24 protein-coding genes and 1 pseudogene are annotated in these 23,978 nt (G+C 65.6%); 13 read left to right on the top strand and 12 right to left on the bottom strand.

Annotated elements, in window-relative coordinates:
* The first annotated feature begins 52 nt into the window (after positions 1-52).
* The 6 genes from J3E61_RS04675 (at position 53) to J3E61_RS04700 (ending at position 3,703) form a co-directional block, all read left to right on the top strand.
* Positions 53-544, top strand: coding sequence for a DUF2834 domain-containing protein (locus tag J3E61_RS04675; RefSeq protein ID WP_192724132.1), 492 nt, complete (start codon positions 53-55; stop codon positions 542-544).
* Positions 545-553: 9 nt separating this feature from the next.
* On the top strand, positions 554-1,342 hold the full coding sequence (locus J3E61_RS04680) for an MBL fold metallo-hydrolase (protein ID WP_210082780.1): 789 nt from the start codon (positions 554-556) through the stop codon (positions 1,340-1,342).
* An 11-nt stretch (positions 1,343-1,353) separates the two neighbouring features.
* Positions 1,354-1,776 carry an SRPBCC family protein gene (locus tag J3E61_RS04685; RefSeq protein WP_210082781.1) on the top strand — a complete coding sequence of 141 codons (423 nt, stop codon included), beginning with the start codon at positions 1,354-1,356 and terminating at the stop codon, positions 1,774-1,776.
* 70 nt (positions 1,777-1,846) lie between these two features.
* On the top strand, positions 1,847-2,314 hold the full coding sequence (locus tag J3E61_RS04690; protein WP_192724135.1) for an ester cyclase: 468 nt from the start codon (positions 1,847-1,849) through the stop codon (positions 2,312-2,314).
* On the top strand, positions 2,307-2,930 hold the full coding sequence (locus tag J3E61_RS04695) for a TetR family transcriptional regulator (protein ID WP_210082782.1): 624 nt from the start codon (positions 2,307-2,309) through the stop codon (positions 2,928-2,930). Before J3E61_RS04690 ends, J3E61_RS04695 begins: the two co-directional genes overlap by 8 nt.
* Positions 2,927-3,703 (top strand): MBL fold metallo-hydrolase, encoded by a 777-nt coding sequence (locus tag J3E61_RS04700; RefSeq protein ID WP_210082783.1) that lies wholly within the window; start codon positions 2,927-2,929, stop codon positions 3,701-3,703. The genes J3E61_RS04695 and J3E61_RS04700 overlap by 4 nt, the downstream gene beginning before the upstream one ends.
* A gap of 17 nt (positions 3,704-3,720) precedes the next feature.
* On the opposite strand, the gene J3E61_RS04705 is transcribed toward J3E61_RS04700, so the two are convergent.
* The 5 genes and pseudogenes from J3E61_RS04705 to J3E61_RS04725 all read right to left on the bottom strand — a co-directional run bounded on the left by J3E61_RS04705 (position 3,721) and on the right by J3E61_RS04725 (position 10,070).
* Positions 3,721-4,503 carry a DeoR/GlpR transcriptional regulator gene (locus J3E61_RS04705; protein WP_210082784.1) on the bottom strand — a complete coding sequence of 261 codons (783 nt, stop codon included), beginning with the start codon at positions 4,501-4,503 and terminating at the stop codon, positions 3,721-3,723.
* A 9-nt stretch (positions 4,504-4,512) separates the two neighbouring features.
* Positions 4,513-6,626: pseudogene (gene pdxA / locus J3E61_RS04710) on the bottom strand (4-hydroxythreonine-4-phosphate dehydrogenase PdxA).
* Positions 6,605-7,288, bottom strand: a complete 684-nt coding sequence (locus J3E61_RS04715) for an SDR family oxidoreductase (RefSeq protein ID WP_210082785.1) — start codon at positions 7,286-7,288, stop codon at positions 6,605-6,607. The pseudogene pdxA and the gene J3E61_RS04715 overlap by 22 nt, the downstream one beginning before the upstream one ends.
* Entirely contained in the window at positions 7,285-8,466 is a 1,182-nt protein-coding gene (locus tag J3E61_RS04720; protein ID WP_210082786.1) for an exo-alpha-sialidase, read from the bottom strand. The genes J3E61_RS04715 and J3E61_RS04720 overlap by 4 nt, the downstream gene beginning before the upstream one ends.
* Positions 8,463-10,070: an ABC transporter substrate-binding protein gene (locus tag J3E61_RS04725; protein ID WP_210085432.1), complete on the bottom strand. Its 1,608-nt coding sequence runs from the start codon at positions 10,068-10,070 to the stop codon at positions 8,463-8,465. Before J3E61_RS04725 ends, J3E61_RS04720 begins: the two co-directional genes overlap by 4 nt.
* Before the next feature lie 102 nt (positions 10,071-10,172).
* Here J3E61_RS04725 and J3E61_RS04730 point away from each other — a divergent pair, with 102 nt between their 5' ends.
* Genes J3E61_RS04730 through J3E61_RS04755 form a run of 6 tightly spaced genes read left to right on the top strand, consistent with a single transcriptional unit; the run spans position 10,173 to position 15,445 of the window.
* On the top strand, positions 10,173-11,186 hold the full coding sequence (locus J3E61_RS04730; protein ID WP_210082787.1) for an ABC transporter permease: 1,014 nt from the start codon (positions 10,173-10,175) through the stop codon (positions 11,184-11,186).
* Complete coding sequence (locus J3E61_RS04735; protein WP_210082788.1) at positions 11,183-12,121, top strand: ABC transporter permease; 939 nt, start codon at positions 11,183-11,185, stop codon at positions 12,119-12,121. Before J3E61_RS04730 ends, J3E61_RS04735 begins: the two co-directional genes overlap by 4 nt.
* A gap of 1 nt (position 12,122) precedes the next feature.
* A complete protein-coding gene (locus tag J3E61_RS04740) occupies positions 12,123-12,932 on the top strand; it encodes an ABC transporter ATP-binding protein (RefSeq protein ID WP_210082789.1) in 810 nt (269 codons plus the stop codon).
* Entirely contained in the window at positions 12,929-13,726 is a 798-nt protein-coding gene (locus J3E61_RS04745; protein WP_210082790.1) for an ABC transporter ATP-binding protein, read from the top strand. The genes J3E61_RS04740 and J3E61_RS04745 overlap by 4 nt, the downstream gene beginning before the upstream one ends.
* The gene (locus J3E61_RS04750) at positions 13,726-14,673 is read left to right on the top strand and encodes an aldo/keto reductase (RefSeq protein ID WP_210082791.1); all 948 of its coding nucleotides are present in this window, start codon (positions 13,726-13,728) and stop codon (positions 14,671-14,673) included. Before J3E61_RS04745 ends, J3E61_RS04750 begins: the two co-directional genes overlap by 1 nt.
* 7 nt (positions 14,674-14,680) lie before the next feature.
* Complete coding sequence (locus J3E61_RS04755) at positions 14,681-15,445, top strand: aldolase (protein ID WP_210082792.1); 765 nt, start codon at positions 14,681-14,683, stop codon at positions 15,443-15,445.
* Between the two features lie 21 nt (positions 15,446-15,466).
* On the opposite strand, the gene J3E61_RS04760 is transcribed toward J3E61_RS04755, so the two are convergent.
* Positions 15,467-16,849: an HNH endonuclease gene (locus J3E61_RS04760; protein ID WP_210082793.1), complete on the bottom strand. Its 1,383-nt coding sequence runs from the start codon at positions 16,847-16,849 to the stop codon at positions 15,467-15,469.
* 142 nt (positions 16,850-16,991) lie between these two features.
* A complete protein-coding gene (locus J3E61_RS04765; protein ID WP_210082794.1) occupies positions 16,992-17,873 on the bottom strand; it encodes an NmrA/HSCARG family protein in 882 nt (293 codons plus the stop codon).
* A gap of 94 nt (positions 17,874-17,967) precedes the next feature.
* Between J3E61_RS04765 and J3E61_RS04770 the strand changes: the two genes are divergently transcribed.
* Positions 17,968-18,402: a MarR family transcriptional regulator gene (locus tag J3E61_RS04770; RefSeq protein WP_192724140.1), complete on the top strand. Its 435-nt coding sequence runs from the start codon at positions 17,968-17,970 to the stop codon at positions 18,400-18,402.
* An 11-nt stretch (positions 18,403-18,413) separates the two neighbouring features.
* Here the strand turns inward: J3E61_RS04770 and J3E61_RS04775 are convergent, their stop codons facing one another.
* Genes J3E61_RS04775 through J3E61_RS04795 form a run of 5 tightly spaced genes read right to left on the bottom strand, consistent with a single transcriptional unit; the run spans position 18,414 to position 23,882 of the window.
* Entirely contained in the window at positions 18,414-19,418 is a 1,005-nt protein-coding gene (locus tag J3E61_RS04775; RefSeq protein WP_210082795.1) for a zinc-binding dehydrogenase, read from the bottom strand.
* Between the two features lie 3 nt (positions 19,419-19,421).
* A complete protein-coding gene (locus tag J3E61_RS04780) occupies positions 19,422-20,762 on the bottom strand; it encodes a cytochrome P450 (protein ID WP_210082796.1) in 1,341 nt (446 codons plus the stop codon).
* Positions 20,759-21,628 (bottom strand): SDR family oxidoreductase, encoded by an 870-nt coding sequence (locus tag J3E61_RS04785; RefSeq protein WP_210082797.1) that lies wholly within the window; start codon positions 21,626-21,628, stop codon positions 20,759-20,761. The genes J3E61_RS04780 and J3E61_RS04785 overlap by 4 nt, the downstream gene beginning before the upstream one ends.
* On the bottom strand, positions 21,625-22,530 hold the full coding sequence (locus J3E61_RS04790; protein WP_210082798.1) for an alpha/beta hydrolase: 906 nt from the start codon (positions 22,528-22,530) through the stop codon (positions 21,625-21,627). The genes J3E61_RS04785 and J3E61_RS04790 overlap by 4 nt, the downstream gene beginning before the upstream one ends.
* Positions 22,527-23,882 carry a cytochrome P450 gene (locus J3E61_RS04795; protein WP_210082799.1) on the bottom strand — a complete coding sequence of 452 codons (1,356 nt, stop codon included), beginning with the start codon at positions 23,880-23,882 and terminating at the stop codon, positions 22,527-22,529. The genes J3E61_RS04790 and J3E61_RS04795 overlap by 4 nt, the downstream gene beginning before the upstream one ends.
* Between the last annotated feature and the right edge of the window lie 96 nt (positions 23,883-23,978).

Genomic DNA, 23,978 nt, shown 5'->3' on the forward strand with positions numbered 1-23,978 from the left:
AGCCGGTTATGTCAATATTGACAAAACTCGAATCGGTCGCGAGACTCCGATCATGGTTGCCCTTGTCGTGCACGCCGTGCTCGCGGTCGTGGTCATTGCTTTGGTCGTTCGATTGAATCCGGCGATCTTCGCGCGCGTCACCGCCGACTCCCGGCCGGCAACACTGGAAATGCTGTACTACGTCGTCGGCGCCGCTTCGATCCCGCTGTGTTGGTACTTCAATTTCCGCTACGTACAGGAATATGCGGTCGCCGGTTCGCACAATGTGCTGTGGGGCCCCGGTAGCTGGGCCGAGTTCATCGCGCTGGGATACGACAACCCGGCCGCCAGTTCGGCGAGCGCGGACTACACCATCGGAAACGTCATACTGCTTCCGCTGTTCACCATCATCGATGGCCGCCGTCGCGGAATCCGGCACCCGTGGCTGTTTTTCGTGTCGAGCCTGTTCACCAGCTTCTCGTTCGCCTGGGCGTTTTATCTCGCGACCGTCGAACGGCAACGCCGGCATCAAGAAGCAGCGGTAGCCGTCGACTCTCGCGTGTAGAACTGCCATGTGAAGGTTCACCACCTCAACTGCGGCACCATGTATCCCCTCGGATGCGGACAGATGGTGTGCCATGTGCTGGCGGTCGAGACCTCCAACGGCCTGGTGTTGATCGACTCCGGGTTCGGGACACGGGACTGCGCCGATCCCGCCCGTCGCGTCGGTGCGTCGCGACGGTTCATCCGGCCAGTGCTCAACCCCGCGGAGACCGCCGTCAATCAGGTTGAGCGCCTTGGGTTTCGGACCGACGATGTACAGCACATCGTCGTCACGCATTTCGACGGCGACCACATCGGCGGCATCTCCGACTTCCCCCAGGCGCAGATACACGTCACCGCTGCCGAAGCCTTCGGCGCACTGCGAGCCCCGACCCGCGGGGAGAAGGTCCGGTTCCGCGCGATCCAGTGGGCGCACGGACCGAAGATCGTCGAGCACACCCCGGACGGTGAAGCGTGGCGAGGCTTCGCCGCGGCGAAGGAACTCGATGAGGTGGCGCCCGGCATCGTGCTCGTGTCGCTGCCCGGCCATACCCGGGGCCACGCCTGCATCGCGGTCGACGCAGGACACCGCTGGCTGCTGCATTGTGGGGACAGCTTCTTTCATCACGGCACGCTCGACGGAACCGCGGTGATGCCGCGTGCGCTCGCGGCATTCGAATGGGCGACCGCATTCGACCGGAAGATGATGCGGCAGAATCACGCTCGACTCGTCGAGCTGTTCGAGCGTCATGAACCCGACATGACGATGATCTGCGCGCACGACCGGACGAACTTCGAGCACGCCAAAGCCACCGCTTAGGGAGGGCCGCAATGCAAGTCACATCGCAAACCACTGTCGCCGCACCGATCGAAACCGTATGGGACGCGCTGAGCGACCACGTCGGAATCGGCCGGTGGGCGCCGGGACTGACGGTGACGATGGACAAGGTCGGCTCCACCGACCCCAACGGCGTTGGGGCCGTTCGTCGTATCGCGGCAAAGGGCCCCGGACCCGACATCGTCGAGGAGGTCGTCACGTCCGAACCGCCTCACGTGCTGGGGTACAAGGCGCTGTCGGGCGTGCCGTTTCCCGGATATCGCGGTGAAGTACGACTGAGTGAGGCCGGGGCGGGCACCCGCATCTCCTACACGCTCGCCACTTCGGCCAGCTTTCCCCTGGTCAAGGCGCCGTTGACGGCTCTGTGCCAGGTGCTGATGCGCATGCTCGCGCGAGCGGCCACCAAGCAAAACTAAGGGCGCCCATTGACGCGGTACCGTCGAGTACCGTAACTTGTTCGTCAACAAGCAAGCTTTAGGAGGACTCGTGATCACTGACGATCTACGGCAGCGGCGCCTGGCGCTCATCCGCGAGCACATGGACACCGAGGTGACCAAGGAATTCGACGCGACCCTGGCCACCTTCAAGACCAACGGGGAGGGCCACCCCCGCTACGAGATCATGGCCACCGGTCAGGTCTACGACGGCGACGAAGAGGTGATGGGCTACTACCTGTCGACCCGCACCGCGTTCCCCGACCAACGCCACGAGAACGCCCGCTTTCACGTTTCCGACGACGCGGTGATCGTCGAATTCGATTTGCTGGGAACCAATCTCGGTGAGTTCTACGGAATGCCGCCGACCGGCAAGTCGTTCCGGGTACCGCTGATCGCGGTGTTCTTCTTCGAAGACGAGCGGATCGTCAACGAACGCATCTACTTCGACACCGCCAGCCTGGTGACTCAGATCGGGCGCGGCGAGTTGCTCGCGCTGGCCGGGACGCTCGGTGACTGAGTCTGCCCTGCCCCGCACACAGGAGCAGCGCCGGCTAGCGGCCGAACGGCGACTGGTGCGTGCGGCGGCCGAGCTCGTCGGGGAGATCGGGCCGACCCGGGTCACCCTCGCCAATGTCGGTGAGCGCGCGGGGTACAGCCGCGGGTTGGCGACGCACCACTTCGGTTCCAAAGGTGCGTTGATGCAGCGACTCGTCGAGACGGTCACCAGTCAGTTTCGCGACGCGATAGTCCAAGAGAGCCAATCGGATTCGCCGGTCGATCAGCTGTGGCGGCTGATCGACTTCTACTTCTCCGTGGTCTCTGATCTTCAGCCGGTGAACCGGGCGCGGCTGGTGTTGTGGGCCGATGCGGTCGCCGGCCCGTCCGAGGATGTCCGGCCGCAGATGATCTCGGCCGACCGTGAGTTCCGCGAGGAGATCGAGAAGCGAATCCAGTTGGCGGTCAGCGCAGGCGAGGTCAACGCGTCGGTCGATCCCATTGGTCTGGCGACGGTGATCGTCGCGATGCTGCGCGGGGTGGCGCTGCAACGCGTGCTCGACGATCAGGTCGACCTCGCCGCAGCGCGCCGCGAGGTGGAGCAGCTGCTGGAGTCGCGGTTCGGGGGTGCGCCGTGAAGGTGCACCACCTCAACTGCGGAACGATGAAGAGTCCGAGCCCGATGGTGTGCCACGTGCTGCTCATCGAAACCGACGACGGGCTGGTTCTGGTCGACAGCGGCTATGGCACGCATGACTGCGACGATCCGCGACGGGTCGGGCCGTCACGCCGCATGGTTCGACCGATCCTGAGCCGCGCCGAAACCGTCGTGCATCAGCTCGACCGACTCGGTTTTACCCGAGATGACGTGCGGCACATCATCATCACGCACATGGACATCGACCATGCCGGTGGATTGTCGGACTTCCCCGCCGCGCGGGTTCATCTCACCGCCGCGGAGGCGCTCGGCGCGATACGGGCTCCGTCGAGGCGCGAGAAGATCCGCTATCGTTCGGCGCAGTGGGCGCACAGCCCGATCATCGTCGAACACGATCCGCGCGGCGAGAAGTGGCGCGGGTTCGCCGCCGCCAAGGAACTCACCGAGATCTCGCCGGGCATCGCACTCGTGGCTCTGCCCGGGCATACCCGCGGCCACGCCTGTGTGGCCGTCGATGCCGGACACCGGTGGGTGCTGCACGCCGGCGACGCGTTTTATCACTTCGGCACGCTGGACGGGACACCCGTGCCGCGCGGCCTGACCGCGATGGAGTCGATGTTCGCATTCGATCGAAAAGCTGTGATGGACAATCATTCACGGCTTGCCGAGCTGTATCAGCGGCAGGAGCCGGACCTGTTGATCGTCTGCGCGCATGACGCGACGCTGCTGGAGAAGGCACAAGCCACCGCTTAGATCCGTAACGGCATTGGTCAAGCGTCGTCGGATCCTGCGCGCACCACGCGCAGTCCCGCCTCCTCGAACGGCCGCGTCTGCGCCTCTGAGGCGTCCTTGTCGGTGACCAGTGTCGCGCCCTTCGGAATCGGCGCCCACGCGTGAAAGGGTCTGCGCCCCAACTTGTCTGCGTGCGCAAGCACGTAAATCTCACCTGCGCGCTCGATCATGATCTCCTTCAACCGCGTCTGTTCCAGCTCGGCCTCGCAGATTCCCAGATCGGCGTTGACGGCATCCGCACCTAGGAACGCCCGGTCGAAGGTCAGTCGTTGCAGCGTCGCCTCGGCCAGCGGACCGACGAATCCCTGGCTGAGGTGGCGCAGTGTGCCGCCGATGCACTCCACGCGGACGTCATCGGCGTCGGCGAGCGCCTCCAGCGCGGTCAGTCCGGCGGTGACCACGACGAGGTCGTCGACATCGCGCAGAAACTCCCCCATCGCGCCGACGGTCGTGCCCGCGTCGAGCAGGATGGTTTCGCCAGGCACCACCTGTCCGGCGGCCCACCTGGCGATCGCCCGCTTGGCTTCGAAGCCCTCCATCGCCCGTTGGCGCAGCGACGGTTCCTGCTGGCGCGCCAGCGCAATTGCCCCGCCATACGTCCGCGCGATCAGTCCCTGCGAGGTCAGTTGGCTCAAGTCGCGGCGAATCGTGGATGGGGTCACGCCGAATTGGGCGGACAACTCCTCGACGCTGGCCAGCCCGCTGGACCTCGCCAGGCGCACGATCTCCGACCGCCGGACATCCGACTCGCGACCAGCCATATTGCCTTCCTACCTGACGACGGCTGTGCTGCTTGCCAAATCGGCCGCCTGTCGAAGCGCCTCGATCATGCTGCCGTGCTCGGCGATTCCCTTGCCCGCGATGTCGAAAGCGGTGCCGTGATCCACGGAAGTGCGGATGACGGGCAGCCCGACGGTGATGTTGACGCCGGCCTCGATGCCCAGCACCTTGACCGGACCGTGCCCCTGATCGTGGTACATCGCGACGATCAGGTCGTAGTCGCCGCGCCCCGCCAGGAAGAACGCGGTGTCCGCGGGCAGCGGGCCGTGCACGTCGATACCGTCGGCCTTCAACACCTCGATGGCGGGAATGATCTTCTGCTCCTCCTCGCCGTACCCGAACAAGCCGCCCTCCCCCGCATGGGGATTGATGCCGCAGACGCCGATCTTCGGATTGGCGTTGCCCGCCCGCACCAACGCGTCATGCCCTCGGCGGACCGTGCGCTCGACGAGCCCTGGTTCGATCTTGGCCACCGCGTCAAGCAGCCCGATGTGGGTGGTGACGTGAATGACCTTCAGTTTCGGTGTCGACAGCATCATCGACACTTCTTCGGTGCCTGTCAGGTGGGCCAGCAGTTCGGTGTGTCCCGGGTAGATGTGACCGGCGGCGTGCAGCGCCTCCTTGTTCAGCGGTGCCGTGCAGATCGCTTGCACATCGCCCCGAACTGCGAGTTCTGCTGCCACGCGGATGTATTCGTAGGCGGCATTGCCCGCGACAGCTGACAACTCACCCCAGGCGAGGTCGTCGGGCAGCAGGTCGAGGTCGATGACGTTGATCCGCCCCGGTGTCTGCTTGGCATCGGCGATCGAATCGACCGCGACGATGTCGGCTGTGACACCGACGATTTCGGCGGCCTTGCGCAGCCGCTTGACATCACCGATGACAACCGGATTGCAGATGGCGAGGACTTCGGCGTCGAGCAGTGCGGGCACCACCACCTCCGGGCCGACGCCCGCGCCATCGCCCATGGTGACGGCGACGATCGGCAGGGATGGGTTTGTCATGTGTAGTCCTCGCTTCGCTGGGTCAGGTATCGAACGATGGCCACCAGACTGCCGGCGGTCCCGAAACTTCCGGGCCTGGTGACGATGCGCCGGCCGTCGGAGGTCACCGATTCGACCGCGCCATGGTGGATTTCGCGGACGGGGCGCAGTGCCGTGATACCGACAGCGTCCACGACTGCGCGGGCCGTCTCGCCGCCGGTCAACACCAGGTCCGGTCGATACTCAGCCTGGGCAGCGGCGATGAACTGGCCCAGGGCGGCCGCAACCGCCTGTGCTTCATCGGGTTCCACCACGCCGCCGACGGTGAGGACCGCGGAACCATTGCCGAGTGCGTCCTGCACCGGACCGGGATCCGCATTGTCATGCAGTAGCGATTGGGCGTCGACCACGACAACGCGGGCACCGTCGGCGACGAGCGCCTCGACTTGGCTTGCGGCGACCGGTGCCGCGGTGCCGACGACGGTCAGAACGGTTTTCGACGACCGCCGTCCGACGTTGTCCCGTCGCCCGGCGGGAAGTGTACGTGCGACCGCCGCAGCCACCGCAGAGGTTCCGACCAGTTGCGCGCCGGGTGCTGCGGCAACAATCGCGTCGAGGTCGGCGTCGGTGGCGGCATCACAGATCTCGAGATCGACCGGTATGGCGGCGAAGAGGTCTGCGATTCGGCGCGGCGGTTGCGCACGCTCAGCAGCCCAGGCATCGGATTCGTGTAGCGGTGTCCCGTCCAGATACAGCACGCCGCCGCGCACACTCCTCGAAAGCGCAGGCAGGGCCGCGGCTAACACGACCGGACCACGATCGGCGAGGACGGCGACTTCGGGCCCGATGTGTCCGCGCAACAATGAATCGATCTTCTTCACTATCCGGAAGTCGCCGGGGATGTCGGCGACCGCCTTCCGCACCGTGTCCGTTGCCTGCTGCGGCGTCATCGCCCGGGTGTTCAGATCCACCACTGTGACACCTGCGGATGGCTGAAACTCATTGAGCTGCAGCGACACCGGCACACCTCGGTCGAGGAACACGCCTGCGACTTCCGCGGCGCCGGACAAGTCGTCGGCGAGCACGGCGATGCGCACAGTCATAGTGATGCTCCCGCGCATTGCACGATTGTCTGGCCGGTGATGCTGCGTCCATACGGGCTCACAAGAAATGCAATCAGCCCGGCGACCTCGTCTGGGTCGATGAATCGCCCCATCGGTGGCGATTTTGGCGGAGTGCGCTGTCGCGCCCGGTCGGTCAGCATCGGGGTGTCGGTTGGGCCGGGCGCGACGACGTTGACGGTGATGCCGCGCCCGACGAGTTCCATCGCCCATGACCGAGCCATCCCGACGAGAGCCGATTTCGTTGCGGCATACTGGCTTTTTCCTGCATTTCCTGCCATCGTTCTGCTGCCGACGAGCACGATGCGCCCGCCGTCGCGAATTCGATCCGACAAGGTGTTGACGATGACCTCGGCGGCGCCGACGTGCACCCGCCACATGTCGAGGCCGTCTTCGATCTTCAATGCGCCGAGGGGTGCCGAACGCTGAAAGCCCGCGGCGTGCACGATCGCATCCACGACATCGAGCCCAGACAGGCGGCTCTCCAAAGCCTCGAGTTCCGCCAGATCGGCTGCTGTCCAATCGAACTCGTCATGCTGGATTTCCGGCTCGCGACGGCTGATTCCGGTCACATGCCAGTCGTCGCACAGTAGTCGGTGAACCACCGCGGCGCCGATCCCGGAGCTTACCCCGGTGACCACTGCCGTCTTCGTCTCGGTCACGGCGTGCCGATCCACTCGGGGGCGACCTCGACGTACTCGATCGCCTGCCGAAAGCGGGTGAATGCGATGTGCAGCCGGCCGGCGGCCGCGGTGATGGTCGGATATGAAAACTCGCGGTTGAGACCGTCACGAGAGTTGTTGGAAAGGCAATACCCATCGCCGACCTCGATGTTGCGGCGAATCGGCCAGGTAAGCCCAGCATCGTCGGAGAGCGCCAGGGTCATCGGTGCGCGTGGAGCACCCCAGAATGCGCTACGGCCGCGGTCATCGAGAGGCGTCGACTCGGGCTGCGCCTCCTCCACGAGCCCGTCGTCGTCGATCTCGTCATACAGAGACGTGCGACGCGCGGTTGCGTCGGCGGCGCTGGATTCGTTGAACACCAACGCAAGCCGGTCGTCGGGCAACACCACGAACTGGATCGACGAGTTGTTGTTCGGCAGCTCGGTCGGCATCGGCGCGCTCCACGACTCGCCGTCGTCGTCGGATGTGCTGCGGTAGATCGCATCGGCCCAGCGGCTGCGGAACAGCGCGACCAGCGTGCCGTCGCCCAGGCGACCGATATTCATGTGCACGCACCCGATGCTGTCCGGAACCACGACCTCGCGCCAGGTGACGCCCGAATCGTCGGAGATCATCACGCTGCTGTAGTCACGGTCGCCCACCCATTTCTGGCCGGGCACCCGAACGCAGTGGAAGATCGGGAGCAGCATCCGCCCAGAAGGCAACGCGACGATCGGCTGCCGGACGAAGATACCGCCCGCTTCGGTTTCGGGCAGCAGCGTGTGGATCGGCCCCCAGGTCCGGCCTGCGTCGGTGGAGATCCGCCGCATGACCCGTGCGGTGTCCTGATTTCCCGCGTGCTGCGACGTCCACAGCAGCCACACCTCATGGGCGTTCAGGACGTGCAGCACGGGGTTCTGTTCGGACCGGGTGGGATCGTCCGACAACTGCACCGGCGCCGACCAGGTGCCGTTGTCCAGCCGCGAAAACCAGACGCTGATGTCGGGCACGCCTTCTTGCGTGCCAGCGAACCATACGCACACCAACGAATCATCAGGCAGGACAGCCAGATTCGCGGCGTGGTTCTGCACCTGCGGCGCCGGGAGCAGGGTTTCGCGCCTGCCGGGTTCATCGGTGTCGCGCAGCACACCGTCGGTCGCTTGGATGTCTGTGCTCATGTGTGCAGCGACACCGCCGCGAGGTCATAGGAGTTCGTCGGGCGTAGCGAGATCCCATCGATGCGGTTGCGCCGGGCCAGGACCGCCTTCGGCACGAAGGACCACATCATCGGGCACGTGTCCCAGATCCGTCGCTGCGCATCGGCAAGCAACGCATTGCGCCGCGTTGGGTCGGGCTCCTCGGATGCCTGCGTGATGATCGCCGTGATCTCGGGAAAGATGTAGCCGTGGTAGGTGTCTCGCGTCTTTTCCTTTTCAGCGGTACCGGCGTACATGCCCTGCATGATGGTCAGCGCCAGTCCCGTCGGGCTCGGATACCCGTTGCCGAGCACATCCCAGTCGCCCGCCTTGCCCTGCCGCCACTGCGAAATGTCCCCGCCCGCTTCGAACTGCTGCAACCGGGCCCGGACACCGACTGCGCCGAGCATCTGGACCACAGATTCCATGATGTCGGTGTCTGCGGCGAATTCGCCTGACTCCCAGATGATCTTGAGACTGAGGTCCCGCACGCCGAGTGCGTCGAGTTCGGCCCGGGCGCGCTGTGGGTCGTAGGTGTATTCGCCGGTCTCGATGGCACCGTCAAGCCCCTGCGGGATGACGCCGCGTGGGGTGCTGGCCGAATTCTGCAACACATGGTCGATGAGCGAGTGCCCGTCGATCGCGTATGTCAGGGCCCGCCGCACCCGCGGATTGGCGAGCGGATGGTTCGGTGGTTTGCGGAAATTGAAGAACAATTGGTTGAGCCGCACACCGTCGACGCGGTCGATGGAGACTCCGCTGAGCCCGGCGAGTTGGTCGGCCGAGTCAGGGGTGATCGAGTCGATGACGTCGATCGCACCACTGCGGAGCGCGACCACGCGACTGGTCTCGTCGGGCATGAATTGCACGCGGACCGATTCGACGTGTGCCGGTGCGCCCCAGTACTTGTCGTTGCGCTTCAGTGTGTAGGTGCCCGCGCCGCGGTTGCTCTCGGTCACCACGTACGGACCCGTTCCGACACCGGACTGCAGTTCCTCGGGCTTGTTCGTCGCGGCGGGGGTGATGAGGATGTTCGACATCAGGTAATCGAGCACCGGTACCGGGTGCGTGGTGTTCAGGGTGAAGCTGGTGTCGTCGATCCGCTCCACAGTGGGGAACTCCGGGAAGAATGCGGCGACGAACGACCCGTCCACCTCGCTGTACATCTTCAACGCCGTGGCGATGTCCTCGACGCGCACGGGTGACCCGTCCGAGTAGCGCACGCCGGGTCGCAGGTGTACGTACCACTGCGTGGGCGACACCAGCTTGAACTGGTCGGCCAGCACCAGTCGCGGCCGCAGGCTCTGGTCGATCTCGGTGAGCGCCTGGCGGACGCCGCGCTGGACGGTCACGGCGGCGTCGAACTGGTTGAGTTTGTTGTCAAGGCTGACCAGCGATCGGTTCAGGCCGAGGCTGACCGTGGTCGGTCCGGGGGTGCCGGTCGGCGTCGCGCAGGCCGCTGCGGAGCCGACAGCGAGTCCGGCGCCGAGGAGCAGGCTGGACCGCAGCATCGTTCGGCGCGAGAACTGCTGCTCAAAGAGCGGTTTGGTCACCGTCGACCTCCGGCGTTGTGATCGTGGACACATCGGACTGTACGCCGACTTGCTCAGAACACGCAAGATTTCATTCCACTCTTGCGCAAAACACGCAGAAGTGTCATTGTGAGCTGAGTTACAGAAAGGTCACCGATGACCCAGCAGCTCGCCGCCCCGGCACCCGCCGAGTCTTCTGCTCCCCGCCCCGCCTCGCGCCTTGCAGCCGGGGCCCTGCCGCGTTACGTCGCCAAACGCCTCGGCCAAAGCGTCCTGACGGTTTTCCTGACCCTGACCACGGTGTTCGTCCTGATTCGATTGGCGCCGGGCGACCCGGCGTACGCGATGGCCGGCCCGCTCGCGAGCAGTGAGGACCTCGCCCGGATCCGGGCGAACATGGGGCTGGACCAGTCGATGATCGTGCAGTACCTGCGCTATCTGTGGGGCGTCCTGCATCTCGACATGGGGACCTCGTACTCGTTCCAGGCGCCGGCATTCGACGTGGTGATGGGCAGGTTGCCGTACACCATCACGCTGTCGATCGCGGCAATCCTGCTGACCACCGTGGTGGCCGTCCCGCTCGGCGTCTGGATGGCCCGCAACGCCGAGACGAGACGGGAGCTCGCCGCCAACGCGGTCACCATCGCAGGGCAGTCGATGCCCGACTTCTGGACCGGCCTCATGCTCATCACGCTGTTCGCCGTTCTCATCCCGATCTTCCCGACCGCCGGCTTCACCACCTGGTCCAGCCTGGTGTTGCCGACCGTCACCATCGCGATCCTGCAGATCGCCCTGATCTCACGACTGGTTCGCCGTGAGATGTCCGGCGCCTTCACGTCGCCGTATGTCACTGTGGCCCGGTCCCGCGGCGTCTCCGAAAGACAGCTGATCTGGCGCTACGCGATGCGTAACTCCGCCATCCCGGTCTTCACCGCGCTCGGCACCCGATTCGCGTTGATGCTCAACGGCGTCGTCCTCGTCGAGGTGGTGTTCGCCTGGCCGGGCGTCGGCTCACTCGTCGTACGCGCGCTTGACACCAGGGACTACCCGCTGATCCAGGCCACCGTGCTGGTGACGGCGGTGCTCGCGATCCTGGTGCAGTTGCTTGTCGACCTTTGTTATCCGCTCCTTGACCCGCGGGTGCGGCTTGGGAAGGGAACCGCGAAATGACCACCGTGATCGAACCCCCGGCCGCCGCCCGCCCGTCGGCGGTCACGCCGCGCGACGTCGCCCGCGCAGGCGCCACCCGCCGGGCACGCGACAGTCGGGTGAAGATGCTGGTTGGCAGTGTCTGTGCGTTGATCGTCATCTTGCCGGTGGCGTTCGCACGTGTGCTGCCCCTCCCGTCGCCCGACATCACCGATCTCGCGAAGCGACGGCTGCCGCCGCTGACGGACGGGCACCTGTTCGGCACCGATCAGCTCGGCCGAGACCTGTTGTCGCGGGTGCTTTTCGGCGGACAGGTATCGCTGACGATCGGCGTCCTGGCCGTGGTGGTCTCCGGGGTGATCGGCTTGGTTCTCGGCGCCGTCGCCGGCTACCGGGGCGGGTGGGTGGACACGATCGTCAGCCGCCTGTTGGAAGCGCAACTGTCGCTGCCGCTGCTGATGATGCTGCTACTCGTGGTCGCGTTGTTCGGCCCGTCGATTCCGGTCATCACCTTTGTCATTGCGATCGCACAGTGGCCCGAGATCGCCCGTCTCACACGGTCACTGTGCCTTGTCGAACGTGAGAAGCCCTACGTCGAAGCTGCACATGTGCTCGGGCTCGGCGCGACGGCGATCCTGCTGCGTCACATCGTGCCGAACATCATCAAGCAGGTATCGCTGGTCGCGTTGCTGCTGCTGGCCCAGGCTGTCCTGCTGGAAAGCGCATTGAGCTACTTGGGCGCCGGCCCGCAACGGCCGTTCGCCACCTGGGGTCGAATCATCTCCGACGGACAGGATTACGTCACCACGTCGTGGTGGCTGGTGACGCTGCCCGGTCTCGTCATCGCTTTACTAGTCGTGGGCGTGAACCTACTCGGCGACGGTCTGCGCGACCACCGCGGCGGCTTCAAATTCGTTCTGCTGCAACGGTTTGTGCTGCGAAAGAAGGCTAGCTGAAATGGGTAACCTGCTGCTTGTCGACGACCTACAGATCGAACTCATCACCGCAGAAGGTGTGGTTCGTGCTGTCGACGGGGTGTCCTTCTGCATCGACGCCGGCGAAACCGTCACGATCATCGGCGAATCGGGATCCGGCAAGTCGACCACCGCGATGGGCATCCTCGGCCTGCTGCCCGACGACCTGGCGGTGCTGTCCGGGTCCGCCCGCTTCGGCGACACCGACATCCTCGGAAAACCCAAGGCGTTACAGAAGATCCGGGGTCGGCACATCGCGCTGATCCCCCAGGATCCGATGACCGCGCTGAGCCCCGTACACACCGTCGGCGCGCAGCTGCGCGATGCGATTCGGCATAGCGGCATCACCGGTAAGGCACGCGAAACGGCGCGGGCGGTCGAGCTTCTCACTCAGGTGAAAATTCCTCGCCCGGAACAGCAACTGGCGAAGTACCCGCACCAACTGTCTGGCGGCATGCTGCAGCGCGTGCTCATTGCCGCCGCCCTGGCCGCCGGACCGGAACTGATCGTCGCCGATGAGCCGACGAGCGCGCTGGACGTCACCGTGCAGGCAAGCATCCTGGACCTACTGCTCGAACTGCAGGAGCGCACGGGAGTGGGCCTGCTGCTCATCACCCACGACCTCGGCGTCGCGCGCCTGATGTCGGACCGGATCTTCGTCATGAAGAACGGCCGATTCGTCGAAAGCGGCGAGGCCGAAGACCTCCTGCGCAAACCGCAGACCGACTACACCAAAAAGCTTTTGGACGCCGTGCCCCGGCTGTCCGATCACGCGTTGGGAGTTCATGTATGAGTCTGTTGTCGGTGAAGGACCTCGTCGTTGAATATGGCGCCTTTCGCGCCGTGGACGGTGTCAGCTTCGAGGTGGCGAAGGGATCGACGCTGGCCGTCGTCGGAGAATCCGGCTGCGGCAAGTCGACCATCGCCAAAGCGATCGTGCGCCTGCTCACGCCAACGTCGGGGCGAATCGAGGTCGACGGCGTCGACATCGCCCGGTTGTCGCAGAAAGCCATGCGGCCGTATCGGTCTCGGATCCAGATGGTGTTTCAGGACCCCTATGGCTCGTTGGATCCACACTTGACGGCGGTCGATATTGTCGGCGAACCGTTGAAGTTGCGGGGAATCCGTAGCAAGGCCGAACGCTCGAAGAAGGCGGCCGCGTTGATCGACCAGGTGGGGTTGCCGTCCACAGCGCTGAAGCGACGACCCGCCGAGTTCTCCGGCGGACAGCGTCAGCGGATCGGCATCGCACGCGCGCTGGCCAGCGGGCCGGAACTGCTGGTGTGCGACGAAGCGACGAGCGCGCTGGACGTTTCGGTGCAGGCGCAGGTGCTCGACCTGCTGCGAGACATCAAGCGCGACACAGGGTTGACGTATCTGTTCATCTCGCACAACCTCGGCGTAGTCAGGGAGATCAGCGACACCATCATTGTGATGAAGGCAGGCACGGTCGTTGAAAAGGGCGCGACCGAAGATGTTCTCGCCCGGCCGACCGAGGCTTATACGAAGCAATTGCGGGCCGCCGCACTGGACCCGACCACGATGGTCGGCGTCAAACCGCGGCAGGTGCTGAAGGGAGTTGCCTGATGGAGTTCGGTGCCCTGGTTCTCGGCACGATGACGTTCGGAGACACCGTCGACATCGACGGCGCGGAAGCGATGATCGACGCCGCGCTGGAGGCCGGGATCACCCACATCGACACAGCCAATGGGTATGCGGGCGGCGAATCCGAACGCATGCTCGCGCAGTTGTTGAAGGGCCGACGTGACCAGGTCACGTTGGCCACCAAGGCGGGCATCCCGCATCCCGACGCGGGCGATCATTCGCCACTGTCGGCTGCAGGGCTGCGGGCCAGCGTCGAGGGCAGCCTGGCGCGGCTGGGCACCGACCGCATCGACCTGTTCTACCTTCATCAGCCCGACCGTGCGGCTCCGCTGAGCGAGACGCTGGGCACCGTCGCCGAGCTGGTCGCCGAAGGCAAAATCGGAAGGCTCGGGGTCTCGAACTACGCGGCGTGGCAGATCGCCGAACTCAATCACACCGCCGATGCCGTCGGCGCACCGCGGCCGGTTGCCGCGCAGCAGCTCTACAACCTGCTGGCACGGCGGATCGAAGAGGAATACGCCGAGTTCGCATCCGTAACCGGGCTGACAACAGTGGTGTACAACCCGCTCGGCGGGGGCCTGCTGACGGGACGGCACTCCTTCGACAGCGATCCCGACGAAGGACGTTTCGGTGATTCGCGGTTGGCCGCGATGTACAAGGAAAGATATTGGAACGCCGCCATTTTCGATGCGATCCAGCAGTTGACGGTGATTGCGGAAAAGGCGGGTATGCCGCTGACGGAGCTGGCGTTGCGCTGGCTCGTCGCCAGGCCTGCGGCGGGGCCGATCCTGCTCGGCGGCTCGAAAGTGGACCATCTGCATTCGAATATCGCGGCGGTCGCGAAGGGGCCGCTGGACGTCGATGTGGTGGCGGCTTGCGACGATGTCGGGGCCGCGTTGCGCGGCCCGATGCCCAGCTACAACCGTTAGGAAGACAATGAGCGCACACGAATTCGCGGCGCGGCTTCGGAACCGGGAACGTCTGCTGGGCTATTGGAGCGTGATGGACTGTCCGGTGTCGACGGAGTGGTTGGCGCACGTCGGGTGGGACTACATCGCGCTCGACATACAGCACGGGTTGATCGGCTACTCGGGCATGGTGGCGGGGTTGACCGCCATCGACGCGGCCGGTTCACCGGCGGGGGTGGTGCGGGTAGAGGCCAACGATGCGACGGCGATCGGGCGGGCACTGGACGCAGGCGCGGTTGGCGTGATCGTGCCGATGGTGAACGATGCGGACGAGGCAGCGAAAGCCGTTGCAGCAGCCACCTATCCACCGACGGGCATCCGGTCGTACGGTCCGATGCGCGCGCAGTTGCGGATCGGCCCGCGCCCGGCGGACGCTGACAGAGACACGGTTGTGCTGGCCATGATCGAAACACCGGGTGGTTTGGCCAACGTCGAAAGCATCTGCGCGGTACCCGGTCTCGACGGGGTATACGTCGGGCCATCGGATCTGCGACTCGCACTTGGTGGCGCGCATTCGCAGGACCCAGCTGTCGAAGACGAATTCGAAGCAGCGCTGAAGCGGGTACGCGAAGCGGCCGCGGATGCGGGTGTCGCGGCGGGAATCCACACACCGGACGGCGTAACGGCGGCTCGACGCCTCCGCGAAGGGTTCACGTTTGCAACCGTCGCCTCCGACCTCGTCCACCTGAAGTTGGCCTCGGCAGCGCACCTCAAAGCGGCGACCGACGGCTGACGACAAACCGGCGCCAACCGCTTAGAAGGGTGGTGGGTCGGCTGCGTAGCGGGCGCGGTTTTGGGCGCGTTCGTAGTCGATGCGGTAGGCGCGGTCTTGGGTTCGGGTGCGTTTGCGTTGGGGCATCGCCAGGTCGCGGTTCGGGTCGGGCGGTGGACTGTTCGGTAGTTCCAATGCGCCGGTGGGGGTGGCGAGTTGGGGGAAGAACCGGGCCCCGGCCGGTGCGGTGGTGTAGGTGCGCCCGCGCGGTGAGGTCCACTCGATGGTGCCGTCGGGCAGTTGGCGATCGCTCCAGCCGCAGAACGTTTTGAGTAGGTGATGGATGCGGCACTTCAAGCCGGTGTTGGAGGGATGCGTCGGGCCGTGCGGGTAGGGCACGCTGTGGTCGATATCGCAACCCACCGCCTGCTGATCACACCCGGGGAACGTGCACGTCAGATCGCGGGACTGAATGAACCGCGTCAGTGCCGCCGACGGGCGGTAATGGGGTTCAGCGGCCAGGTCTTTCGGGGTGGGTACCGGGCGCACCGAGGCGCTGTTGGCCAACTCGGCGACCGTGGCCGCGGGCACCGCGCCGTAGCCGGGCAGATACCCCGGCTTGCTACTGGCGCCGTCGACAGTGGCGGCCTCGGCGATCACATTGATCACCACCGGCGTGGAAGGCACCTCGGCGCCGGCAGCGGGGCAGTTCGGGGCACCGCACAGACACGCCATGTTCATTGCGCGGGCGGCCAGCGGTGTCAGTGCGTCGGTGCGACGCTGAGCGGTGGTGCGTGGATCATCGGGGCACACCGTGGCCGCTAGTTCGTCTAACGCGGTGTCGAAGACCGCGGCATCCGGGCCGCGGACCTGGCCATAGATTTCGGCGGTCCCGTTGGCGCCGGGGCGCACCGCGATATGGCGATCAGCATGGGCCTGTTTGGCGACCCGCACCGCCTCAGGGTCGGCGGCGATGACCATCCAGTCGACCAACTCGGCGACCCTCTCCCGCGAGAGCTTGTTCCAGCCCGGCGCCTTGACCGCCAACTGCGCATCAACGCTCGCCAACGCGGCCTCGTCGGTGATCAAATCGGTGCGGTAAATGGCGGCCGCGATCACCCGCAAATCCACCTGCCCGGCGGCGAACACCGCGGCCAGTTTGGGCAGGCGTTCGATGAGGCTTTGCCCGTCGCTCATCTGCGACGACGCGCGTTTGCGGCTGATGCCCAATTGCGCGCTGATCTCCGCGGCGATCTGCTCCCAGCCATCGACTGCCCAGAAGTTGTGTTCATCGGTCTGCTCGGCGATGCGGCGCACGGTGTACTGGCCGATGGCCAGCAACCGCTGAGCCGACGCGGCCCGCTCGACCTGCTGGGCATCACCCATCAGATCAAGCAACTCGCCATCACCACATCCTTCGAACACACTTCGATTCTTCCGAATTCGTCGTCAATTCGGGTCGGCGACAAGCACTCTCGACGCCACCCTGTGGATGAATTCGAACCTGGGGATAATTACACCCCCGGGCCCAAAGATGTCGGACCCGTCAGGTAGATGCGCCCGATCGCTAAACCACGGCCAGGCTGTAATTCGTGGCTTGCAGCCAGGCTTGCAGGTTCCAGAGATCCGGGTCGATACCGCGAACGGCCGCGATGTCGGCTTGGTATGCGGGCGTATCGGCGAACCAACGGAACATCTTCTGAAGGTCGTCCTGACCGTCGAGGACTTCGACGGGCAACGCCTCGTAGCGTGCGGGCAAGCCGGCGTGCGCGCCGAAGGCCGCGGCGATCTCGCTGCCTGTCAGCTCATCGCCGGCGATCTCTATCGCCGCGGGGACCGCCGCAGGGTCCAGCAGCGCCGTAGCGGCAACGACACCGATGTCGCGGGTCGCGACCATCTGCAACTTGATGCCGTCCGGAACAGGAAGTCGTAGCACGAGTTCGTTGCCTTCGACCGTCGGTGCCGTCGATGCGAAGTTGTCCATGAAGAACACCGGACGGACGATCGTGGCGGAAAGGCCACGGGCCTGCACGTACTCTTCGATGCGGCGCTTGGACTCGAAGTGCGGAACACCCGAGTTGCGATCGGCGCCGCCGACGGAACTGAACACCACATGTGGGACCTGTGCGGCAACCGCTGCGTCGGCGAACTCGACACCCTGCTGGATCTCGCCGTCGATATCGGTGTCGTGCGAGTCACCGTAAGGCGTCGTCATGAAGAAGAACGCGTCGACGCCCTGCAGCGAATTCTTCAGCGACGCTGGGTCTTTCGCATCGATTTGTGCGAGTTCCACTCCGCGGTTTGCCAGGTTGCGGGCACGTTCGGACCCAGTGCTGCGGACCAGCGCGCGCACCCGCGCACCTTGCTCGAGCAGCGCGTCGACAACTGCTCCGCCCTGGGCGCCCGTGGCCCCGGCGACCGCAATGGTCCTCGTCGTTGATGTAGTCATGGTCAACTCCTCCACTGTGTACGATTAGCCCTTAGCCGGCTAACTATCGTCGGCTGCAACCATTAGCCGGCTAAATGTATTCCGGAGGAAAGCTGTGAGCGCAGACAAGACCGTCAGCCTGCGGATCTCAGCGGTGTCGCGAGTGCATCGGCAACATGCCGGAGCGCTGCTACACGGAATCGGCCTATCGGCGGGTCAGGAACTGTTGCTCATGCTCCTGTGGGACAAAGAGCCGCGTTCGCAGGCCGAGTTGACTCGTGAGCTCGCAATAGAGCCGCCGACGACGTCCAAGATGCTCGCCCGCTTGGAAAGAGGCGGCTTGATCGCCCGTGAGCGATCCGACTCGGATCGTCGAACTGTCCTCGTGTCCCTGACCGAGGCCGGTCGGGCGTTGGAAGGTCCGGTGAACGCCGCGTGGCGCACCCTCGAGGAGGACACCGTCGCAGCACTCACACCGCAACAGCAGGAAGACCTCATGATCCTGCTGGGGCGAGTTCTCGAATCCCTCCTAGCCAAACGTCGAGCTTGAGAAGTCAACGCCTACGGGACGAGCACCACCTTGCCGACGTTCTCGCGTGCCGCCAGAATGCGGTGAGCCTCACCAGCATTCGCAAACGGGACCGCGGCATGGACGACCGGCGCAACGATGCCGTCGGCCAGCGCGGTTGACAGCGGCGCAATCCAGGGCTCCAGCGTGCCGCGGTCGTCCCACAACGCCAGCATGTTCAGCCCGATCAACGTCTTGGACTCCGACAGCTGCTTGATGAGATTGAAACCGCGCAGCATCGACAGCAGTTGCGGCAGCGCGGTGCGTAGAGACCGCTTCTCCCCCTGCTGCATGGCCGATGCGCCATAGCCCACCAGCCGACCGCCGGGACGCAACAACTCATAGGACCGCTTCAGCGACTTGCCGCCGATCGCGTCCAGCACAATGTCATAGGGCGGCAAGCCTTTCCACCAACCGTCGCGGCGATAGTCGATGGCGCGGTCGACGCCCAGCTCCGCTAGCCGCTTGTGCTTACCTGGCGACGCGGTCCCGTGCACCTCGGCGCCGGCTGCCTTGGCCAACTGGATGGCCGCGATCCCGACGCCACCTGCCGCAGCGTGGATCAGCACGCGCTCACCGGCCTGCAACGAGCCATAGCCGTGCAACGCCGCCCACGCGGTCGCGTAGTTGACCGGAATCGCCGCGCCCTGCTCAAAGCTCATCGAGTCGGGTATCGCAACCGCATCTGCCGCTTGCACATTGACGATCTCGGAGTAGCCGCCGAACCGGGTGCCCGCGAACACCCGCTCCCCCACCCGCGCCTGATCGACGTCGTCGCCGACGGCCTCGATGGTTCCTGACACCTCGTAGCCGACCACCATCGGCGGTTTTGGCGCATCGGGATACAGTCCGACGCGGGCGAGATGGTCGGCGAAGTTGACGCCGGCCGCGCGGACCGCGATGCGCACCTGCCCGGGGCCGGGCGGCGGCGGGTCGGGGCGTTGCTGCACCTGCAGGACCGACAGGTCACCGTGCTTCGTTATGACGACCGCGCGCATGGGTCAGACGCTAACGTGCGCGCTCTTCGGCAGATCGTTGGATCCCGCAGTGTGAATCCGCCGGTAGACCACGGCACGCCCGCCGTCTTTGGGCGCGAACGCGACACCGCGACTGTGCATTCGTTCGGGACGCGCCGACGTCGGCACGAACCGAAACTCGCGCAGCAGCATGCGCAATACGACGTTCATCTCCATGTTCGCGAACGCGGCGCCAAGGCATCGTCGCATCCCGCCGCCGAACGGCACCCACGAATACAAATCGGGGCTCACTCCGAGAAAGCGATCCGGATCGAATCGCTCCGGGTCTGGGTAAGCGTTCTGATGTGTCAGCGGAATGTCGACCTGCACGGTGTAGCCGTGCGGGATCACCCACGGCCCCAACGGCATTGTCGGCGCGATGACTTGTCGCGCCGCGCCGTCGATCACGGGCCGATTGCGCTGAACTTCGTGAATGGTGGCCTGCAGCAGGTCCGATCCGCCCGCGTCGACCTCATCGACCAACCGCGACAACACATTCGGATGCCGACGCAATCGCTCGACTGCCCACGCCAGTTGTGTGGCCGTGGTTTCGTGGCCGGCGGCAAGCAACGTGAACAGCTCGTCGGCGAGGTCGCTGCGCGACATAGCAGTGCCGTCTTCGTATCGCGACTGCAGCATCAGCGACAGCACGTCGTCACGCTGTTCGAGATTCGGGTCGGCAACGACGCGATCGATCAGCGACCCGACGATCTTGTCGAATTCCCTTCGCAGACCGAGGAATCGCCCCCATGGGCTCCATGGACCGAGGTCGCGATGCAGCCACGGCAGGAACACCAGCTGGGACCCCAGTTCCACCAACGGAGGCATCACCGTGCGCAACGCGTCGAACTCGGCACCCTCGGCGCCGAACACCGCCCGCAGGATCACGTTCAGCGTGATGCGGTTGGTCGACGGCAGTACCGCGAACTCCTGGCCCTCGGGCCAGGTGGCGACCTCTTTGAGCGTCTCCTCCTCGACCAGACCCTCATAGGCTCGCATCCGCTTGCCGTGGAACGGCGGCACCAGCAGCTTGCGGCGTCGGCGATGCGCATCGTCCTGCAAGCCGAAGGTCGAGCCCGGGCCGAGCACCAGGTCCAGATTGGGCTCCACATTGCGGACGACGTCGGTTTTCGTCTGGAAGAACTGCTTCACCTGCGCCGGATCGCTGATGATCACCGTTGGTCCGAAGAACGGCAGCCGGACAGTGAACGCGGTGCCGTAACGCTTGCGGAAGGCCTGCATCATCCGCCTTCGCGAGGCGATGTACGCCAGACCCTGAATCGGCACCGGCCACCGTGGCCCCGGAGGCAGGTTCGCCACCGTCACGACACGGTCACCTCGGACGGGACGTTCGTCTGACTGCGTCGCCTGAGGACGGACTCCAGCCGACCGAGAATGTCGTAATAGCGCGTCGGCGCAAGGCGACCGAGCGTATCGAAAAGGTACGCGTCCGGCCCGACCAGGATGCGCGCCTTGCCCTGTTCCACGCCGCGGTGGATGATCTCGGCGGCCTTGTCGGGTTGGGTCAGTGTGATCGCGGCGAACTCCTGCACCATCTGATCGTGGCTACGGCCGCGACCCTCGGGATCCTTGCGAAACCTGGCATTGCGCACGATGTTGGTGTTGATCCCGCCGGGATGGACGTTGATGGCGGTCACGCCGGTGCCGCGCAACTCCTGCCGCAGCGAATCGGTGAACCCGCGCACCGCGAATTTGGCTGAGCAGTAAGCGCTTTGGTTGGGCATGCCCACCAAGCCGAAAACGCTCGACGTGTTGACGATCGCCCCTTCGTTCTGCTCGACCAGGATCGGCAGAAACGCGCGCGTGCCGTTGACCACGCCGTGGAAGTTGATGTTCCACAGCCAGTCGTCGTCCTCGGGCACCGCATCGAGAACGCTGGAGGCGGTGGCGACGCCCGCGTTGTTGAACACCGCACCGATCGGCCTGGGCGCCCACGAGGCCACCTCGCCGGCGAAGGCGCGCTGCGCTTCGGCGTCGGCCACATCGAGCACCCGCAGCATTGCGGGCCCGCTCAGCGAGGCTTCTGTCTCCTTCAGCCCCTTCTCGTCGATATCGGCGATCGCGACCGGGCAGCTGTGCGCCGACAGTCGTTGCGCCAGAGCACGACCGATGCCGGATGCCGCACCGGTGATGACGACGGTGCGGCCGCTGATGGTCCGTTTGGTGCTCATGCGTGCTCCTCGGAATGGGTGACGGTTGCCGAAGTGGCGTGTTCGGTGATCAGGTCGATGATTCGGCCCCACGCCCCGATGGGCAGGTCATGGCCGAGGCCGACGAGGGTCTCGAGGCGGGCACCGCGGATCGCGCGCGCCGTCGCCGCTCCACCGGTCGGATGCACCATGCGATCGCGGTCGCCGTGGATGACCAAGGTGGGCACGTCGATGTTGCGAAGTTCGGCAGTGCGGTCGCCGGAGGCGAAGATGCCCGCGAGCTGGCGGGCGATACCGGCGGGGCTCGGATCCCGGTCGTATGCGATGCCCGCATACTCGCGAACCGCATTCTCGTCGAACGGAAAGCCATGAGAACCGATGTGGGAGAACATCATCGCGGCGCGGTCCATCGCCTCGGCGCGGGTGCGCGGAGGACGCGACGTCAGCATCCGGCGCCAGGTCGAGAGCGCCGGGCGGCCGACGCGGCGCGCACCGGTGTTCGACATGATCGATGTCAGCGTGCGGACCCGGCCCGGGTGGTGTGCGGCGACGGTTTGGGCGATCATGCCGCCCATCGAAATGCCGACCAGGTTCGCGTCTGAATAGCCGAGCGCGTCGAGCAGGCCGACGGTGTCGCGCGCCATGTCGCCGAGGTGGTACTCGTTGCGGCCGCGCAGGGTCGCCAAAGGACTCGGCGGCCGATACGTCATGTGGGTGGACCGGCCCGCGTCGCGGTTGTCGAAGCGCGTGACCCGATAGCCGCGGCCGGCCAGTGCGGTGACGAAATCACTTGGCCACGAGTGCAATTGCTGACCGAGGCCGGCGATCAACAGGATCGGCGGGTCAGCGGGGTCGCCGGTTTGGTCGTAACACAGTTCGATGCCCCGGCCGACGTCGACCAGCACCTCCTCACCGGCGGTCATGCCGAGACCCGCTGCGTCTGGCCGGCCCGCGATGCCGACTTGATGGCGCGTCGATACACGACGGCGCGGCCGCCGCGCGCGGGTGCGGTGGCGACCCCGCGCGAGTGCAGACGCTCAGCGGGCGCGTATGTCGTCCCGAACTCGAACTCTCGCAACAGTGTCCGCAATGTCACATTCATCTCCATATTCGCGAAGGCCGCACCGATGCAGCGGCGCACTCCGCCGCCGTACGGAATCCATGCGTAGTTGTCGGGCGGGTTGTCCTTGAATCGGTCGGGATTGAACGACTTGGCGTCGGGGAAGCTGCGCTCGGAGGCGTGCGCAAGCGAGATGCCGGCGAGCACCGCATGGCGCTCGGGAATGACCCACTCACCCAACCGGATTCGGGTCTTCGTCATTCTGGCGGTGCCGTTGATCACCGGGCGGGTGCGCTGCACTTCCCAGATCGTGGCCTGCACCAGGTCGGATTGCCGCGCGTCGACCTCGGCGGTCAAACGCGAGAGCAGCCGCGGGTGGCGGCGCAGCCGCTCGACCGTCCACGCCAGCGTCGTCGCCGTGGTCTCGTGGCCGGCGGCGAGCAGGGTCAGCAGTTCGTCGGCGATGTGGTCGTCGGAGATCGGCGAGCCGTCGTCGTAGCGCGCCTGCAGCATCAACGTCAGAACGTCGTTGCGCTCGCCGAACTTCGGATCGTTGCGGATGTCCGCGATCAGTCGGCGGATGATCCCGTCATAGCGCTCGCGATTCGCCATCAGCTTGCCGCCCGGGCTGAACCGACCGAAGTTGCGCCGCAGGACCGGCGGCATCACGGCGAACCGGGAAGCGTGCAACACCATGTCGGGCAGCAGCTCGCGCAGTTCGTCGAGCGCGGCGCCCTCGGCGCCGAACACGGTCCGCAGGATCGCGTTGAGCGTGATGCGCATCATCGACGGCATGGTCTCGAATTCCCGGCCCTCGGGCCACGACGCGGTCTCGCGGAGCACCTCCTCCTCGATGATCCCTTCGTAGGAGGCCATCCGCTTGCCGTGGAACGGCGGAACCAGAAGCTTGCGGCGCTCGCGATGCTCGGCCCCGTCGAGGCTGAAGGTCGAGCCGGGACCGAACATTTCGCCGAGCACCCCGGCCCGGGCGATGAGGTCGGTGTTGGTGGTGAAGAGATCCTTGATCAAGGCCGGGTCGCTGACCACTACGGTCTCACCGAAGATCGGTAGCCGCAGTGTGAAGGCCGACCCGTACCGCCTGGCCAACGCGGCCACCGACTTCTCGCGGGCGGCCACGAACCCGACCCCTTGGAGAAGCTTCGGTATCCGCGGCGCCGGTGGCAGCCGCACCGGGTCTGTGGTCGCCACAGCCATCCATTCACCTCCGTTGGCGGTACTCCCAGGTACCGGGTCACGGTACGCCTAGGTACCGATTCGCACAAGCCCCCTTTCCACACGCGTCTAATAGTG

The organism is Mycobacterium sp. OAE908 (genome assembly GCF_017872775.1).
In the GTDB taxonomy this organism is placed as follows: domain Bacteria; phylum Actinomycetota; class Actinomycetes; order Mycobacteriales; family Mycobacteriaceae; genus Mycobacterium.

Coding starts and splice junctions, on each gene's coding strand:
- J3E61_RS04675 (WP_192724132.1), top strand. CDS start 53: ATGGTTGCCCTTGTCGTGCACGCCGTGCTCGCGGTCGTGGTCATTGCT.
- J3E61_RS04685 (WP_210082781.1), top strand. CDS start 1,354: ATGCAAGTCACATCGCAAACCACTGTCGCCGCACCGATCGAAACCGTA.
- J3E61_RS04705 (WP_210082784.1), bottom strand. CDS start 4,503: ATGGCTGGTCGCGAGTCGGATGTCCGGCGGTCGGAGATCGTGCGCCTG.
- J3E61_RS04720 (WP_210082786.1), bottom strand. CDS start 8,466: ATGAGCACAGACATCCAAGCGACCGACGGTGTGCTGCGCGACACCGAT.
- J3E61_RS04725 (WP_210085432.1), bottom strand. CDS start 10,070: ATGTGTCCACGATCACAACGCCGGAGGTCGACGGTGACCAAACCGCTC.
- J3E61_RS04730 (WP_210082787.1), top strand. CDS start 10,173: ATGACCCAGCAGCTCGCCGCCCCGGCACCCGCCGAGTCTTCTGCTCCC.
- J3E61_RS04735 (WP_210082788.1), top strand. CDS start 11,183: ATGACCACCGTGATCGAACCCCCGGCCGCCGCCCGCCCGTCGGCGGTC.
- J3E61_RS04740 (WP_210082789.1), top strand. CDS start 12,123: ATGGGTAACCTGCTGCTTGTCGACGACCTACAGATCGAACTCATCACC.
- J3E61_RS04745 (WP_210082790.1), top strand. CDS start 12,929: ATGAGTCTGTTGTCGGTGAAGGACCTCGTCGTTGAATATGGCGCCTTT.
- J3E61_RS04750 (WP_210082791.1), top strand. CDS start 13,726: ATGGAGTTCGGTGCCCTGGTTCTCGGCACGATGACGTTCGGAGACACC.
- J3E61_RS04755 (WP_210082792.1), top strand. CDS start 14,681: ATGAGCGCACACGAATTCGCGGCGCGGCTTCGGAACCGGGAACGTCTG.
- J3E61_RS04765 (WP_210082794.1), bottom strand. CDS start 17,873: ATGACTACATCAACGACGAGGACCATTGCGGTCGCCGGGGCCACGGGC.
- J3E61_RS04775 (WP_210082795.1), bottom strand. CDS start 19,418: ATGCGCGCGGTCGTCATAACGAAGCACGGTGACCTGTCGGTCCTGCAG.
- J3E61_RS04785 (WP_210082797.1), bottom strand. CDS start 21,628: ATGAGCACCAAACGGACCATCAGCGGCCGCACCGTCGTCATCACCGGT.
- J3E61_RS04790 (WP_210082798.1), bottom strand. CDS start 22,530: ATGACCGCCGGTGAGGAGGTGCTGGTCGACGTCGGCCGGGGCATCGAA.
- J3E61_RS04795 (WP_210082799.1), bottom strand. CDS start 23,882: ATGGCTGTGGCGACCACAGACCCGGTGCGGCTGCCACCGGCGCCGCGG.